The organism is Sphingobacterium sp. UBA5670 (assembly GCF_002420705.1).
GTDB lineage: Bacteria > Bacteroidota > Bacteroidia > Sphingobacteriales > Sphingobacteriaceae > Sphingobacterium.
Genome location: NZ_DIIM01000032.1, coordinates 72857 through 89234, shown reverse-complemented (window position 1 = coordinate 89234; position 16378 = coordinate 72857). Strand labels below are relative to the sequence as shown.

Annotated in this window: 9 protein-coding genes and 1 tRNA gene; 7 read left to right on the top strand and 3 right to left on the bottom strand. The window is 41.4% G+C overall.

From position 1 onward, the window contains the following. The first annotated feature begins 2 nt into the window (after nt 1-2). Both B3C94_RS22850 and B3C94_RS22845 read left to right on the top strand, forming a co-directional pair. On the top strand, nt 3-938 hold the full coding sequence (locus B3C94_RS22850) for a hypothetical protein (protein WP_293908139.1): 936 nt from the start codon (nt 3-5) through the stop codon (nt 936-938). Between the two features lie 4 nt (nt 939-942). Continuing rightward, nucleotides 943-3387, top strand: coding sequence for a glycoside hydrolase family 2 TIM barrel-domain containing protein (locus tag B3C94_RS22845; RefSeq protein WP_293908136.1), 2445 nt, complete (start codon nt 943-945; stop codon nt 3385-3387). Between the two features lie 157 nt (nt 3388-3544). On the opposite strand, the gene B3C94_RS22840 is transcribed toward B3C94_RS22845, so the two are convergent. Together B3C94_RS22840 and B3C94_RS22835 are read right to left on the bottom strand one after the other, a co-directional pair. After that, nucleotides 3545-3634: transfer RNA gene (locus B3C94_RS22840), tRNA-Ser, on the bottom strand. A 127-nt stretch (nt 3635-3761) separates the two neighbouring features. Next, a complete protein-coding gene (locus tag B3C94_RS22835) occupies nt 3762-5879 on the bottom strand; it encodes an HD family phosphohydrolase (protein ID WP_293908134.1) in 2118 nt (705 codons plus the stop codon). Between the two features lie 151 nt (nt 5880-6030). Here B3C94_RS22835 and rpe point away from each other — a divergent pair, with 151 nt between their 5' ends. The 4 genes from rpe (at nt 6031) to B3C94_RS22815 (ending at nt 13279) form a co-directional block, all read left to right on the top strand. Continuing rightward, nucleotides 6031-6711 carry a ribulose-phosphate 3-epimerase gene (rpe, locus tag B3C94_RS22830; RefSeq protein WP_293908132.1) on the top strand — a complete coding sequence of 227 codons (681 nt, stop codon included), beginning with the start codon at nt 6031-6033 and terminating at the stop codon, nt 6709-6711. Nucleotides 6712-7069: 358 nt separating this feature from the next. Then, nucleotides 7070-9832 carry a bifunctional aconitate hydratase 2/2-methylisocitrate dehydratase gene (locus tag B3C94_RS22825; RefSeq protein WP_293908130.1) on the top strand — a complete coding sequence of 921 codons (2763 nt, stop codon included), beginning with the start codon at nt 7070-7072 and terminating at the stop codon, nt 9830-9832. Between the two features lie 50 nt (nt 9833-9882). Further along, complete coding sequence (locus B3C94_RS22820; protein WP_293908128.1) at nt 9883-12147, top strand: aconitate hydratase; 2265 nt, start codon at nt 9883-9885, stop codon at nt 12145-12147. A gap of 259 nt (nt 12148-12406) precedes the next feature. Beyond that, nucleotides 12407-13279, top strand: coding sequence for a hypothetical protein (locus B3C94_RS22815; protein WP_293908126.1), 873 nt, complete (start codon nt 12407-12409; stop codon nt 13277-13279). Between the two features lie 92 nt (nt 13280-13371). Here B3C94_RS22815 and B3C94_RS22810 read toward each other — a convergent pair whose 3' ends face one another. After that, the gene (locus B3C94_RS22810; protein ID WP_293908124.1) at nt 13372-14208 is read right to left on the bottom strand and encodes an MBL fold metallo-hydrolase; all 837 of its coding nucleotides are present in this window, start codon (nt 14206-14208) and stop codon (nt 13372-13374) included. A gap of 473 nt (nt 14209-14681) precedes the next feature. On the opposite strand from B3C94_RS22810, the gene pckA reads away from it, so the two are divergent. Then, entirely contained in the window at nt 14682-16301 is a 1620-nt protein-coding gene (gene pckA / locus B3C94_RS22805; RefSeq protein ID WP_293908122.1) for a phosphoenolpyruvate carboxykinase (ATP), read from the top strand. Nucleotides 16302-16378: the final 77 nt, after the last annotated feature.

Here is a 16378-nt window from a genome sequence, read left to right as displayed (position 1 = left end):
ACATGAAAAAGATATTCACATATACCATCTGCTTCTTTGTAGCGATGGTACTCTTTGGAGCCTGTTCTCCGGAGAAATATACACTGGGGGACATCGATGTCACAACGGCACAGTTGGAGAAGGGAAAAGCCTTTACTGTTGAACATGACGCCAATAATCCCAATATTGTGTATTTAACCAGCTTGATGGATACCCGATACACCGCTTTGTGGGAGCATCCGCAGGGACGGAGTCAGGAAAAAAAGGTTATCCTGAAAATGCCCTTCCCGGGCGAGTACACGGTCAAATTTGGTGTAGAGACCCGTGGCGGGATTGTTTACGGTGAACCTGTAACATTTAAAATCGATCAGATGTATGCCGAATTTATCAGTGATGAGACCTGGACCTTATTGACGGGCGGGGCTGGGGAAGAGAAAACCTGGTATCTCGATCTAGATGCAGACGGTATCTCCCGTTACTTTAAAGGTCCGCTGTACTTTTACGGCACCGGTGACTGGTGGGGCAGCATCAACAAAACAGCTGCGCCTCTTAACAGCGATAGCTGGAGCTGGGAACCCGACTGGAAAGGCAATAGTTGGCTGATGCCTGCAGGCGATTATGGGAGTATGACTTTTGACCTGAAAGGTGGAGCAAACATCAATGTGAATCATGCCATGTTGGGCAAAGTACAGAAGGGGACTTTTAATATCGATACCGAAAAGAAAACCATCCGCATGACGGGGGCTTCGCCTTTACATGGAAAACCACAAGATGGGATCGTCGTTGACTGGGGCGATGTCCGTATTATGTCGTTGACCGAGAATACCATGCAATTAGCGGTATTGCGAGATCCGGTGCTTTCGAACGATGGAGCGGCCATGCTGACCTTTAATTTTATCAGCAAGGCCTTCAAGGAGAGTCTGACCGAAGATAGGTCGAATACCCAAATGAACAAATAAATGTATGTTGAAGCAATTATTTGACATAGGTTGTAGCCGAATAATAGGTATACTAATCCTACTATTGATAAATACGGGTTCCTTAATTGGGCAGTCCAGAAAGGTTATTGATTTTAATGGGGGCTGGTGGTTTAAACTGGACAGCAACCAGCAATATAGCAATGGACGAAAAGGAGAAGGCTGGCGACAGCTCGATCTGCCGCATGACTGGAGCATCGAAATGCCATTTCGTTTAAGCAGCCCCGCAGGCAGCGGGGCTGCTTACCTCGATGGTGGCGTAGGCTGGTATCAAAAATCGTTTAAGCTGTCTAGCACCGAGCGGGGCCAGCGGATATTTGTCGCATTTGAAGGTATATACGAAAACAGCGAAGTATGGATCAACGGGCATTTCTTAGGGAAAAGGCCGAATGGTTATATCGGATTCGAATATGAACTGTCCCATGATCTATACTGGGATGGCAGGGACAACCTGCTTTCAGTCAAAGTAAATAATAGGAATCAGCCCAATTCGCGTTTCTATTCTGGTTCGGGGATCTATCGCGATGTTAAATTAATTAGTCGAAATCCAATCAGCATAGCCACCAACAGTACCTTCGTAAGGGCTGGAGAGCTTAGCGAGAAACGTGCGGTAATAGACCTGTCGCTGGCAATTGAGCATAGCCGTAAAGAATCAAAAAGGATGATGCTGCTGACGGAGGTCCTTTCCGCTCAAGGTGCTGTTGTCGCAAGCAAACGTACAACTTTGAACGCTGTCAAAGAAGGTCTACATCCCATCGCTCAGCAGATCGTTCTGGAAAATCCCGTCTTATGGGATATTGGAAGCCCTTATCAATATACAGCAAAAATACAGCTCATTGTGGATGGTCAGGTGCTGGATGAACAGCATACCAAATTTGGCTTACGCCATTTTAGATTCGATCAGCAGCAGGGCTTTATACTGAATGGAAGACAGCTTAAAATCCGAGGGGTCTGTTTACATAGTGACCTCGGCGCGTTAGGCATGGCATTTAATCGGTCTGCGGCATTACGTCAGCTCCGCATGATGAAAGCAATGGGGGTGAATGGGATACGGACATCACACAATCCTGCGGCCCCAGCGTTTTTGGACCTTTGCGACAGCTTGGGTTTTATCGTGATGAGTGAAACATTCGATGTTTGGAAAGGCCATAAAAATCCCTATGACTATCATTTATACTGGGATCAATGGTATAAGCGGGACTTCGCGGATCATATCAAACGGGACCGGAATCATCCGTCGCTGTTTATCTGGTGCCTGGGCAATGAAGCACAGGAGCAATGGCATTCCAAAGCTGACGGTACAGCCATTCCGATATCACTGGCCGCAATCGTCGATAGCCTGGACGGTACACGTCCGACCACCATTGCCAATAATGAGCTTTCTGAATCCAATCCTGTACTGATGAGTGGGGCGGTAGATTTAGTGGGCTATAACTACAATCATAAAAAATGGGCAAGCTTCCCACAGGATCATCCCGGAAAGAAGTTTATTGTAACAGAAAGTACCTCGGCATTGGAAAGCCGCGGGAAATATGATTTGGTTCCTTACGATTCCATTCGTATGTGGCCCGAAAGATGGGATATTCCTTTTGATGGGGGCAACGAGGACAGGAGCATATCGGCTTACGACAATGTATTCACGCCTTGGGGATCAAACCATCAGACGAGCTTACGGTTAATGGAAAAATACAGCCATATTGCAGGCATGTATGTGTGGACGGGTTTTGATTATCTCGGCGAACCCACACCATACACTTGGCCGGCGCGAAGTTCGTACTTTGGTATTGTTGATCTAGCCGGATTTCCGAAGGACGTCTACTATCTGTATCAAAGTGTATGGACAGAAAAACCAGTCTTACATGTATTGCCTCACTGGAACTGGAAAAAAGGTGAGCGGGTAGACGTCGTGGTGTATTTTAACCGGGCCGACCGAGTGGAGCTTTATCTGAACGGCAGAAAAATAGGGGAACAGTCGAAAGATCCAGACCGGTACGATCTTGTATTTAAAGGCGTGGAATTTGAACCGGGCAAGATAGAGGCAATTTCATATCAGGGAACGGAGAAGGTGCTGAGTAAAACAATCCATACGGCATCTAAAGCGCACCGCATACAATTGTCATCAGAAAATGCCACTTTCAATACAGGAAACAGAGAACTTTGCTTTGTACATGCTTATGTGGTCGACGAGTTTGGTACGATCGTTCCTGATGCAGACGATAAAATCGAATTTGAGGTGGAGGGAAAGGGTGCAAAAATTGTGGCGACAGACAATGGCAATACGACCGATCTGACCGGTTTTCAATCGGCGTCACGCAAAGCATTTCACGGTAAAGCCTTGGCGATCATCAAAAGTGAAAATAAAGGGCCAATTGTCGTTAGAGCAAAAAGTAAGGGACTTATTTCAGGAAAGGTTCAAATTGAGGCTAAGTAGGGGGCCTTTAACCGGATTGGATGGCAAATGAGATGAAAACCTTCTTGTCCTCATGAACCGCTTTCTCCTGGATTTTTTACGTGATGCTGTTTTTGGTGTTGCCTTTCACTGGAAACAAAAAAAAAGCTTTCTGATTTCTCAGAAAGCTTTTTTGTCTTGGCGGAAGAGGCGGGATTCGAACCCGCGGTACCGTTTCCAGTACGACAGTTTAGCAAACTGTTCCTTTCGGCCACTCAGGCACCCTTCCTCGTTTTGACATTGCAAACATAAGGCAATTATTTGATTCTGCAAAGTCTAAATAATAAAAAAAATGCAAAAAAAATGTAACGTTGCAATAAGCGTTTGAAATTCAATTTGTTGTTTGACAATTAAAATTACATTGTTTTTTTGCTCAAATCATAATCAACCCGAACATGGTAGATACTTTTGAGCATAGCTTTAAAAATAACCGCAGATTCGGTGATATCTTTGAGTGTAATATTGCTATTATTGAACTGACCGCGCATCAATTTGTGCTCAATAATCTTGTCGACAAGATTATTGATAGACTCCTCAGACGGTTCCTTCAGTGCACGTGATGCGGCTTCCACTGAGTCGGCCATCATGAGTACGGCTGTTTCCTTGGAAAAAGGAATTGGACCGGGGTAGGTAAATAAAGATTCGTCAACCAGTTTGTCGGGATTGTTCTTGACAAAAACGTTATAAAAGTAGTCAACACGGGTCGTTCCATGGTGCGTGCGGATAAAATCAAGGATAACATCGGGCAACTGATGTTTTTTGGCAATATCGACTCCTTTGATGACATGTGATATAATAATCTGCGCACTTTGTTCCGGAGACAGCTCATCGTGCGGATTTTTTTCTGTCCGCTGGTTCTCAATGAAAAATTGCGGGTTTGTCAGTTTTCCGATATCGTGGTATAAGGCTCCGGCGCGGACCAACAGCGGATTCCCGCCGATTTTGTAGATAGCGGCTTCCGCTAGATTAGCCACTTGTAAAGAGTGCTGAAATGTTCCCGGCGCTTTAAAAGAGAGCTCCCGTAATAATTTGGAGTTACTATTGGTAAGCTCCATGAGCGTTAGGTCAGATACAATACCAAATAACTTTTCGAATGCATAGATCATCGGATAAGCCAATAAGGTAATCATCACACTTACGAAAAAAGGAAGAAGGTCAGACCAGTAGATGGTGTCTATAGATCCGTTTCTCGTGACGACCAAGCCAATGTAAGCAATCCAGTAGGTACCGAGGATAATAGCAGACGAAATGAACAGCTGTTCCCGTTTGACCAATGTTTTAATGCTATAGATCGCAACAATTCCAGCCATAAACTGCAAGAAGACAAACTCAAAACTATTCGGTACAAAGAGCCCCGCAAGCAACACCATCAACAGGTGAATATTGAGTGCTACCCGCGTATCAAAAAGAATACGGATTATAATGGGGACGGCACAAAATGGGATATAATAGAGATTAGGTATTTTAATTTTAATGGCCCAGGACAGGACAGCGAGCATCCCAATGATCACAATCATGATAATGACCAGCAACCTATTGTTAAAATAGATATCCTTGCGGAAAAGAAAAAGGAATACCATCAAAATAGAAAGGGCAAGCGAGATAATCAGAAATTGTCCAAGCGTCACATAGTTTTGATTTCCACTGATCTTGCCTTCATCTTCATATACCTTACGAAGCGACTCGAGTTTTTGATAAGTCTCATTGGATATGATTTTCTCTTTTTCAGCGATCAGTTCTCCTTTTTGGACCACACCGCGCGTAGCCGATATGTTTGCAATGGCATTTTGTTCTAAAGCTTCTGTTTGTTGATCGTTATAAATGTAGTTGATGGTAATGTAATTTTTTAAAATTTCCTCCAGCCAACTCTTTTGTTTTATTTTGGTCAATTTGGGCATGATCTCATCCATATACCCATAGGAGCTTTCGATGGTATAACAGTCGGCTGTGTTTTTTTGGGTGGCAACTTTATCCTGGATCAGTGTGAAGTTGTAATGCTTAGAAGCGGGAGATTTGTCATTGCTGCGGTTTTGAAAGCGGTTGTTCAATGATAGAATTCCTTTGCCATAGAGGTGGTTTAAGATGGCGTTACCGGCATTTCTATAATCCGCAATATTCTCATGTGTAGTATCCAGCTTGCTGCTTTGCCATTTTTCGGCGAGGTCGGTATTGAACTGATCAATTTGCTCTTTGCTCGTTGTCGTATTGGCATTGTAAATCGGTTGAATCGTGTTTAAGATACTTTTCTTATCCGCATTTAATTCCTCCTGCGTTTTTAGGATGGCAAAATTATAAGGTGATATCAGATTCTCATGATTCCATACTTTTCCTTTTTGGAATTCATAGCGAAACCGAGGCTGTTTGGGAAGGAATATACAGATCAGAATGATGGTGATAAGTATTAATCCAATTTTTCGGACGAGGTTCTCCGTTGTATTTAATTCTCTTTTGTATTTTATTTTTAATCTTCCCACTGTGAGCTATATTTTTGATATAATGTTAATATACAAATGTAGTTATAATTTATTTTTTGCAGCTTCTGCCAATTGTCGTTTGTAGGTATTAAAACGGGTAAAGGCTATGATGAACAAAAAATACTTGTTATCTTTGCGAAAAAAATACTACATGTCAACAAAATCACATCTAATTGCTCCATCCGTTCTTGCGGCAGACTTTGCGAAATTATACGATGATATTATCATGGTAAACAATAGTGAGGCAGATTGGTTTCATATTGATATTATGGACGGTGTTTTCGTTCCCAATATCTCTTTTGGATTTCCAGTTATGCAGGCTATTGCAAAACATGCTACTAAACCTTTGGATGTACATTTGATGATTGTTGATCCAGACCGTTATCTGCAGGTATGTAAAGACTCTGGTGCAGAGATTATTACTGTGCATTATGAGGCCTGTACACATTTGCATCGTACACTGGCTGCGATTAAGGAATTGGGCTGTAAAGCTGGTGTTGCCTTGAATCCACATACGCCAGTAGCACTTTTGAAAGATGTTCTGGCGGATTTAGACTTGGTCTGTATCATGTCTGTTAATCCGGGATTCGGTGGTCAGAAATTTATTCCGAATACCTATGCCAAAGTGCAGGAACTAAGAGCTATGGCGCAGGGTGTGAATGATGGTCTGTTGATTGAAATCGATGGGGGAGTAACGACTGCGAATGCAGCACAGTTATTGAAAGCCGGAGCAGATGTGCTGGTGGCAGGTTCATTTGTCTTCAACGCGACAGATCCGCTAGAAACTGTGAAAGCATTAAAAGACATTGATATAACTGTAGAAAGTATATAAGACGAAAAGGTGATTTAATAATATAAATCACCTTTTTTTATGACAGAAATAGAGGCGGCATAGCGGATTTCAAAAAAAGATGGCAGGATTGCATAAGTACTGTTTAGAACAATTCCAAATTGATTTAAATAAATGGAATGCATGCGTTTAAAGCTGGATTTTCACTATTTTTGTAATTAGTCATGCAAGTTGATTTACGACAAATAGATCAGCTTCAAAACATAAAGTGGAAGGGCTAATTTGTGATTTGTCAGGGAGACCCGATGGATGGTGCATTAGCTGAATTATATAACAGACATGGTGGTTTAGAAAGACAATGTGTTTCTATGCTGCCCATAAAATAGAAAGATAGATATCTATGAGTATTTACAACGATTACGTACAAGAGGTTGTAGAACGAGAAGGCCAAGGATTACATCCTAAGCCTATTGACGGAGCAGAATTACTAAGTGAAGTAATTGCTCAGATTAAAGATTTAAACAATGAAAATAGAGCTGAATCTTTAAGATTGTTTATTTACAACACGTTGCCGGGTACTACGCCTGCAGCGGGTGTTAAAGCACAATTCCTGAAGGAAATTGTTCTGGGTGAATCAGTTGTTGCTGAAATTACACCTGATTTCGCTTTTGAATTGTTGTCACATATGAAGGGTGGTCCTTCAATCAAGGTTTTATTGGACCTGGCTTTGGGTACAGACCTAGCTATTGCAAAACAGGCAGCTGAGGTTCTTAAAACACAAGTTTTCTTATATGACGCGGATACCGCTCGTTTGAAAGAAGCTTTTGAACAAGGCAATGAGGTTGCAAAAGATATTTTAGAAAGCTACGCAAAAGCAGAGTTTTTCACAAAACTGCCTGAGGTTGCTGAGGAAATTCAGGTGATTACTTTTATCGCTGGTGAAGGTGATATCTCGACAGATTTATTGTCGCCAGGTAACCAGGCTCACTCGCGTTCAGATCGTGAATTACATGGAAAATGTATGATCACACCTGAAGCACAGCAACAGATCGTTGAGTTACAGGCGCAACACCCTGGTAAAAGTGTCATGTTAATTGCTGAGAAAGGTACAATGGGGGTAGGCTCATCTCGTATGTCAGGTGTAAACAACGTAGCACTTTGGACAGGTAAACAAGCGAGTCCTTATGTTCCATTTGTCAATATAGCACCTATTGTAGGTGGTACGAATGGTATCTCACCAATTTTCTTGACTACAGTAGATGTAACCGGAGGTATCGGTATAGATCTTAAAAACTGGGTGAAGAAAGTGGATGAAAATGGTAACGTAATCCGTAATGAGAAAAATGAGCCGATTCTTGAAGAAGCTTATTCTGTCGCTACAGGTACTGTTTTAACGATCAATACAAAGACTAAAAAATTATATAATGGCGAGCAGGAGCTAATCGATATATCGAAAGCTTTGACTCCTCAAAAAATGGAATTTATTAAAGCAGGTGGTTCTTATGCTATTGTCTTTGGTAAAAAAATCCAAACTTTTGCAGCGGAAACTTTAGGTATTCAAGCGCCTGCGGTATTTGCTCCTTCAAAAGAAATTACAATTGAAGGTCAAGGTCTAACTGCGGTGGAGAAAATCTTCAATAAAAATGCAGTTGGTGTAACACCAGGTAAGGTATTACATGCTGGTTCTGACGTTCGTGTTAAGGTGAATATTGTTGGGTCGCAAGATACAACAGGTTTGATGACTGCGCAGGAGTTAGAAGCAATGGCTGCTACGGTAATTTCACCTACAGTAGATGGCGCTTATCAATCAGGTTGTCATACAGCATCGGTATGGGATAAAAAAGCACAAGCGAATATTCCAAAACTGATGAAATTTATGAATGACTTTGGATTGATCACAGCACGTGACCCTCAAGGTGTATATCATTCAATGACAGACGTTATTCATAAGGTATTAAATGATATTACCATTGATGAGTGGGCGATCATCATCGGAGGTGATTCACATACCCGTATGTCTAAAGGTGTGGCTTTTGGTGCAGACTCTGGTACGGTGGCGCTAGCTTTAGCGACAGGTGAAGCTTCTATGCCAATCCCTGAATCGGTAAAAGTTACATTTAAAGGCAGTATGAAAGAACACATGGATTTCCGTGATGTGGTTCATGCTACACAAGCACAGATGCTGCAGCAATTTGCTGGCGAGAACGTTTTCCAAGGCAGAATTATTGAAGTTCATATCGGAACGCTTTTAGCCGATCAGGCATTTACTTTTACTGACTGGACTGCAGAAATGAAAGCGAAAGCTTCTATTTGTATTTCGCAGGATAATACGTTGATCGAATCATTGGAGATCGCTAAAAACCGTATTCAGATTATGATCGATAAAGGCATGGAAAACAAAAACAATGTTTTACAGGGCTTAATTGACAAGGCGAATAAACGTATTGAGGAAATTAAATCTGGTGCTAAGCCTGCTTTAACTCCAGATACCAATGCAAAATATTATGCAGAAGTTGTTATTGATCTGGATATCATCGAAGAACCGATGATTGCTGATCCAGATGTGAATAATGCGGACGTTTCCAAACGTTATACACACGATACGATTCGCGACCTTTCTTATTACGGTGGAAACAAAAAGGTAGATTTAGGTTTCGTTGGTTCTTGTATGGTTCACAAAGACGATTTGAAAATCGTGTCGAAAATGTTGAAAAACATTGAACAGCAAAAAGGTGTCGTTACGTTTGAAGCCCCTTTGGTCGTTGCTGCTCCAACTTACAATATCATCGATGAGTTGAAAGCGGAAGGCGATTGGGAATTCTTACAAAAATACTCTGGGTTTGAATTTAGCGATGCTTTACCAAAAAGTACGGCACGTACTGAATACGAGAATATTATGTATTTGGAACGTCCAGGTTGTAACCTTTGTATGGGTAACCAGGAAAAAGCGGCTAAAGGTGACACGGTAATGGCCACTTCAACCCGTTTATTCCAAGGACGTGTTGTTGAAGACAGAGATGGTAAAAAAGGAGAGTCCTTATTAGCATCAACACCGGTTGTTGTTCTTTCAGCGATCTTGGGCCGCATTCCTAATATTGAAGAATATAAAGCTGCTGTTGAAGGCATTAACTTAACAAAGTTTGCGCCTATTCCAACAAAATAATTAGTGATTAGGAGTTAAAAACTTAATTAAACAACATAAATTAGAGAGATATGGCTTTTGATATAGATATGATTAAAAAGGTTTATAGCCAATATGACGAGCGCATAGCTGCTGCTCGTCAAGTGGTTAACAAACCTTTAACTTTATCTGAGAAAATTTTGTATGCCCACCTTTGGGATGGCAATGCTACTGAAGATTACAAACGTGGCGTTTCTTACGTCGACTTTGCTCCAGATCGCGTTGCTATGCAGGATGCAACTGCACAGATGGCATTATTGCAATTTATGCAAGCTGGGCGTCCAAAGGTGGCAGTTCCTTCTACTGTACACTGTGATCACCTGATTCAGGCGAAAGAAGGGGCTGACAAAGATTTAGCGCGAGCTAAAAACGAAAGCTCTGAAGTATTTAACTTTTTGAGTTCTGTGTCCAATAAGTATGGTATCGGTTTCTGGAAACCTGGAGCAGGTATTATTCACCAGGTTGTTTTGGAAAACTATGCTTTTCCAGGCGGTATGATGATCGGTACAGACTCGCATACGGTGAATGCCGGTGGTTTAGGTATGGTTGCGATCGGTGTGGGTGGTGCTGATGCTTGTGATGTTATGGCGGGTTTGCCTTGGGAGCTTAAGTTTCCTAAGCTGATCGGTGTAAAATTAACAGGTAAGCTCAGCGGATGGGCCGCTGCAAAAGATGTGATCTTGAAAGTTGCAGGTATCCTGACTGTGAAAGGTGGAACAGGTGCTATCGTTGAGTATTTTGGCGAAGGTGCGGAGTCTCTATCTTGTACAGGAAAAGGAACAATCTGTAACATGGGCGCTGAAATTGGTGCGACAACTTCAACTTTCGGTTATGACGAATCAATGGAGCGTTATTTACGTGCTACAGGTCGTGCCGAAGTGGCGGATGCTGCAAATGTAATTAAAGAACATCTGACAGCGGATGCGGAAGTTTATGCTAATCCTGAGCAGTATTTCGATCAGTTAATAGAAATCAATCTATCTGAGCTGGAACCTTCTCTAAATGGTCCTTTTACGCCAGATTTGTATACACCAGTTTCACGCATGCGCGAAGAAGCTGAAAAGAATGGCTGGCCTTTGCAAGTAGAATGGGGATTGATCGGTTCGTGTACAAACTCTTCTTATGAAGATTTATCACGTGCGGCCTCTATTGCAAGACAGGCTGTGGATAAAGGACTAATCACAAAAGCTGAATTCGGAATTAACCCAGGCTCGGAACAAGTACGTTTTACGGCTGATCGTGATGGTTTGCTGAAAACTTTTGAAGACCTCAATGCGACGATTTTTACGAATGCATGTGGTCCTTGTATCGGTATGTGGGATCGTGTAGGTGCCGATAAACAAGAGAAAAATACGATCGTCCATTCATTCAACCGTAACTTTGCGAAACGCGCTGATGGTAACCCGAACACATATGCATTTGTTGCATCGCCAGAATTGGTTGCTGCGATTGCGATTTCTGGTAATTTGGGCTTTAATCCAGTGACTGATACGTTAACCAATAATAAAGGTGAGCAAGTGAAGCTGGATCCACCTGTGGGTGACGAATTGCCAACAAAGGGATTTGCGGTAGATGATCCAGGGTATCAGGCACCAGCGGCTGACGGTAGTTCCGTCGTGGTTGATGTGGCACCAACATCAGACCGTCTTCAATTGTTGGAGCCCTTTACTCCTTGGGAAGGTACTGATTTAAAAGGTTTGAAATTATTGATTAAAGCGAAAGGTAAATGTACTACTGACCATATTTCTATGGCTGGTCCTTGGTTGAAATACCGTGGTCACTTGGATAATATTTCAAACAACATGTTGATCGGTGCCGTGAATTTCTTCAATGAGAAAACAGATAACGTCAAAAACCAATTGACAGGTGAGTACGGTCCTGTTCCTGCAACGCAACGGGATTACAAAGCACACGGTGTGGGTTCAATCGTAGTCGGTGATGAAAACTACGGTGAAGGTTCTTCCCGTGAGCATGCGGCAATGGAACCTCGTCATTTGGGTGTTCGTGCTGTTTTGGTGAAGTCGTTTGCACGTATTCACGAAACAAACCTTAAAAAACAAGGAATGTTGGGATTGACGTTTGCGAACAAAGACGATTATAACAAGATTCAGGAGAATGATACCATTGATATTATTGGTCTAACAGAATTTGCTCCAGGTAAACCATTAACGCTTGTGTTACATCATGCTGATGGTACAACGGAGGAGATTTTGGCGAATCATACGTACAATGCGCAACAAATCGAGTGGTTCAAAGCTGGTGGAGCTTTGAATATCATCCGCAAAAATCAAGGATAATAATTCTTTAGAAATAAAATGAAAAAGCTGCTTTCCATTCCAGGGAAGCAGCTTTTTTTCTAAAATGTCTGATGTTATTGGACAGAAAGAATTTTCAGTTCGCTTTAAATTACTGTCCGTACCTGAGAAGTTATGAAGATTTGTATTCTGAATGGAATGCCATTTCTTTGATCTTCGTCATATTTTACCAATTTTCACTTATTTTATTTGCTTATAAAATAGAATGCCGGTACTTTTGCCCAACGTTTTTAGCACCGATATGAGAAAAATATTTTTAACGATTGGAGCGCTTGCATTAAGTGTTTCTGCCTTATTTGCCCAAGAAAATCCTGAGATAGGAAAAAGCATTTTCAAACCGAAAAATTTGAGAACAGAAAGTAACAAAGGCAAATTCTTCTTCTTTTGGGGGTACAACTTCTCTTCTTACGCGAAATCAGATATTCATTTTAAAGGTCCCAATTATGACTTTATACTGCACGATGTAAAAGCGGGTGACAGGCCAACTAAATTTGGTTCAACTTATTTTGATCCAAGCCGGTTGACTATTCCACAATTTAATCTCCACTTTGGTTATTATATCAAGGATAACTATTCAATTTCATTGGGATGGGACCATATGAAATATGTGGTTGATATTCCACAGCAAATAAAGATTTCAGGTTTCATTGGGGAAGAGATTTCTAATCCAGGTATTCCGACAGGGAATCGCGCGGGGCAATATAACGGTGAATTGATCACTGTGGACTCTGCTATGCTAACATTTGAGCATACAGATGGTTATAACTTTGCCTCAGTAGGTCTGGAGCGTTATGATGACATCATCAATAATCGTAAAGGTCAACAGGTGCTGACAATGGAATCTGGTGTGGATGTAGGTTTATTGATTCCTCGTTCCGACGTGCATCTTTTTGGCGAAGGGGCCAACCACTTTTGGAACATTGCGGGATATGGTGCTTCGGCAAAGGTTGGTTTGCACTACCGTTTTTATAAAGGACTCTACCTTCAGGGGAATTTTAAAACGGGCTGGACTGATTTAACCAATATTCGCACAACAGGAAGAAGAGGGGTAGACAAAGCATCCCAACAGATCTGGTTTTTTGAGAACTATTGGGCTTTAGGCTTTAGATTCTAAACATATACATGAAACAAAAAAGGCTACTTTCAAAGTAGCCTTTTTTGTCTGTCCTTTTTTATATCCTCTTTGATCTCCTTGGATCAGATAAGCTAAATCTCGCTCAGTTTGAAAATGTCCTTTACCCGGATACCTTTTTCAGTACGTTGAAGTGTACAGCATTCATGTATGGGATCGTGCTCGAAAAATAGGATGTATTCATTATCGACGATCTCATTCCAATAGCTATTGCGTTCCTCCATGGTCACGAGGGGCCTGACATCATAGCCCATAACATAAGGAATAGGAATATGCCCCACTGATGGCAATAAATCTGCCATATAGAGGATTGTTTTTCCTTTATACTGTATCTGCGGCAACATCATCGCTTCTGTATGTCCATGTGCATAACGGATAGCGATATTGTTGCCAAAAGGATTTTGGTGATCCTCGACAAATTTTAATTGTCCGCTCTCTTGTATCGGTAAAATGTTCTCTTTTAGAAAAGAAGCTTTTTCGCGCGGGTTAGGGTCGGTAGCCCAAGACCAATGGTCACTATTGCTCCAAAAATGAGCATTTTTAAAGGCCGGAACGAGTTGCTCACCTTCGCGGACGATAGCGCCACCACAATGGTCGAAATGCAGGTGTGTAAGGATGACATCAGTGATATCGTTTCTGGCAAATCCAATATTTTTTAATGATTTATCCAGCGTTGCATCTCCATGAAGATAATAATAGCTGAAGAATTTTTCATTTTGTTTGTCTCCCAGTCCTGTATCAACCAGCATTAATCGCTTGCTGTCCTCGATGAGGAGCAGGCGGTTTCCCCAGGTACACATATTGTTTGAATCGGCAGGGTTTGTTTTGTTCCAGATACTCTTGGGAACAACACCAAACATTGCGCCGCCGTCGAGTTTAAAAAATCCAGTTTCTATAGCATGTAATTTCATTCGCAGATTATATGTCTTTTAATGGTTATATGGAATATCCAGTTTATTTAAGCACAAGCATTCCATTCTCGGATTGCGTATAAAGTCGCTATGTGCTCCTCCTTGTCTTTGCTGCAACCGTAATTACTTCATCGCTCCATTTTTTATTGATGTTAGCCCGTCTGCTTGGACATTGTTGTCTCTTTCAACGATCACTGGTTGGTGAACGTTACACGGTCTGTTTTTTACCTTATTAATATTTGTAAAGGTTGGAACAATTTACGAAAAATATGTGATATTTTTTGATAAGGATAAATTGAGGTGCTAAAAAAATATGCTAAAAAATTAAATTTTTTTTATCTCTATAAGTTATTGTTAATGAGTGTTTTGTTTTTGTGTTTTTTGTACAATAAGCTTGATTTTTAGGTGATTAAGTTTTGTTTTTAGCGAAAAATGCCTTTAAATTTGGGCACATTTTAAAACAAACAAAAAATATGAAAAAGGGTAACATTGGAAACGCGCCTGATTTGAAATATTTGAAAATTGATAGTACAAAAAATGTATTTTATCAATTGCCTGTTTCTGAATTGGTCGAACATGCCTTAGTAAATCATGAAGGTCGACTTTCTGATACGGGAGCACTCGCTGCTGATACTGGAAAATTTACTGGAAGATCCCCAAAAGATCGGTTTCTGGTCGAAGATTCTTTAACAAAAGATAGCGTCTGGTGGGGAGAAATCAATCAGCGGATGTCTCCAGCTAATTTTGAAGTTCTATTTTCGAAAGTTGCGGCACACTTAAGTGATAAAATCATCTATGTAAGGGATTGTGCTGCAGGGGCTGATCCAGCTTATCAAATAGATTTACGTGTTGTTACGGAAACAGCTTATCAAAGTATATTTGCCAATAATCTGTTTCTACGGCCCGAACCAAATCCGGATGGGCAGCCAGCTTGGTCGATTTTAGCCGCTCCGACACTGCTTATCGAAGAACCGCAACAATATGGCATTATCAACGAAAATTTTGTCGCGATTGATTTTACAAAAAAGATAGTACTAATTGCAGGGACTGGTTATACAGGAGAGATTAAAAAGAGCATTTTTTCCATATTAAACTTTATTTTGCCATTCCAGCATAATGTTCTTTCTATGCACTGCTCGGCGAATACTTCGAAAGAAGGGGAAACAGCTTTGTTTTTTGGGCTTTCGGGTACAGGTAAAACCACCTTGTCAGCTGATAGAAATAGAAAGTTGATCGGTGATGACGAGCATGGATGGAGCGAAAAAGGAATATTCAATTTCGAAGGTGGCTGCTATGCCAAATGTGTAGGTTTGTCGGAAGACAAAGAGCCTGAAATCTTTCACGCGATTCGATTTGGGGCTCTGCTAGAAAATGTTGTTTTGGATGAATTTGATCGACCTGACTACAACGATATTAGCAAGACGGAGAATACCCGCGTATCCTATCCAATAGATTTCATGGAAAATGCCGAAATGAGTGGAATTGGCCGTGAACCCGAAAATATTTTTTTCCTGACAGCAGATGCGTTTGGAGTTCTTCCTCCCATTTCATTGTTGACAATCGATCAGGCGGTATATCATTTTGTCAGTGGTTATACAGCAAAGGTTGCCGGTACGGAGGTAGGGGTAAAGGAGCCTACAGCCGCATTTTCAACCTGTTTTGGACAGGCATTTTTGCCGCTTCATCCGGCAAAGTATGCTACCTTGCTACGTTCAAAGCTAGAGAAAAATCGTAATATCAAAGTTTGGTTAGTGAATACAGGCTGGATTGCTGGTCCTTATGGAATTGGCAGACGTATTAAGCTAAATTATACGCGATCCTTAATTCGTGCAGCCATGGATGGTTCATTGCTGGAATCTCACTTCAATAAACACGAAATTTTTGGACTGGAATATCCTACGAGCTGTGGAGAGCATGTTCCAGCACAAATTTTAGATGCGCGCGGCTTATGGAACAATGACGAGGCTTATGATATGCAGGCGCAACGATTGGCGAAGCTGTTTATTTCGAATTTTGAAAAGTTCAATAACGAAATGCCATCCTCAGTGCTTGCTGCAGGGCCTAAAATAGAATCCACGGTTCTGGTTTCTTAATTCGCTCTTACACAAAACAAACAGGAGGAAATACTTTTCCTCCTGTTTGTTTATAATTAATACCTTAGCTAATCGAT

Coding starts and splice junctions, on each gene's coding strand:
- B3C94_RS22850 (WP_293908139.1), top strand. CDS start 3: ATGAAAAAGATATTCACATATACCATCTGCTTCTTTGTAGCGATGGTA.
- B3C94_RS22845 (WP_293908136.1), top strand. CDS start 943: ATGTTGAAGCAATTATTTGACATAGGTTGTAGCCGAATAATAGGTATA.
- rpe (WP_293908132.1), top strand. CDS start 6,031: ATGTCAACAAAATCACATCTAATTGCTCCATCCGTTCTTGCGGCAGAC.
- B3C94_RS22825 (WP_293908130.1), top strand. CDS start 7,070: ATGAGTATTTACAACGATTACGTACAAGAGGTTGTAGAACGAGAAGGC.
- B3C94_RS22820 (WP_293908128.1), top strand. CDS start 9,883: ATGGCTTTTGATATAGATATGATTAAAAAGGTTTATAGCCAATATGAC.
- B3C94_RS22815 (WP_293908126.1), top strand. CDS start 12,407: ATGAGAAAAATATTTTTAACGATTGGAGCGCTTGCATTAAGTGTTTCT.
- B3C94_RS22810 (WP_293908124.1), bottom strand. CDS start 14,208: ATGAAATTACATGCTATAGAAACTGGATTTTTTAAACTCGACGGCGGC.
- pckA (WP_293908122.1), top strand. CDS start 14,682: ATGAAAAAGGGTAACATTGGAAACGCGCCTGATTTGAAATATTTGAAA.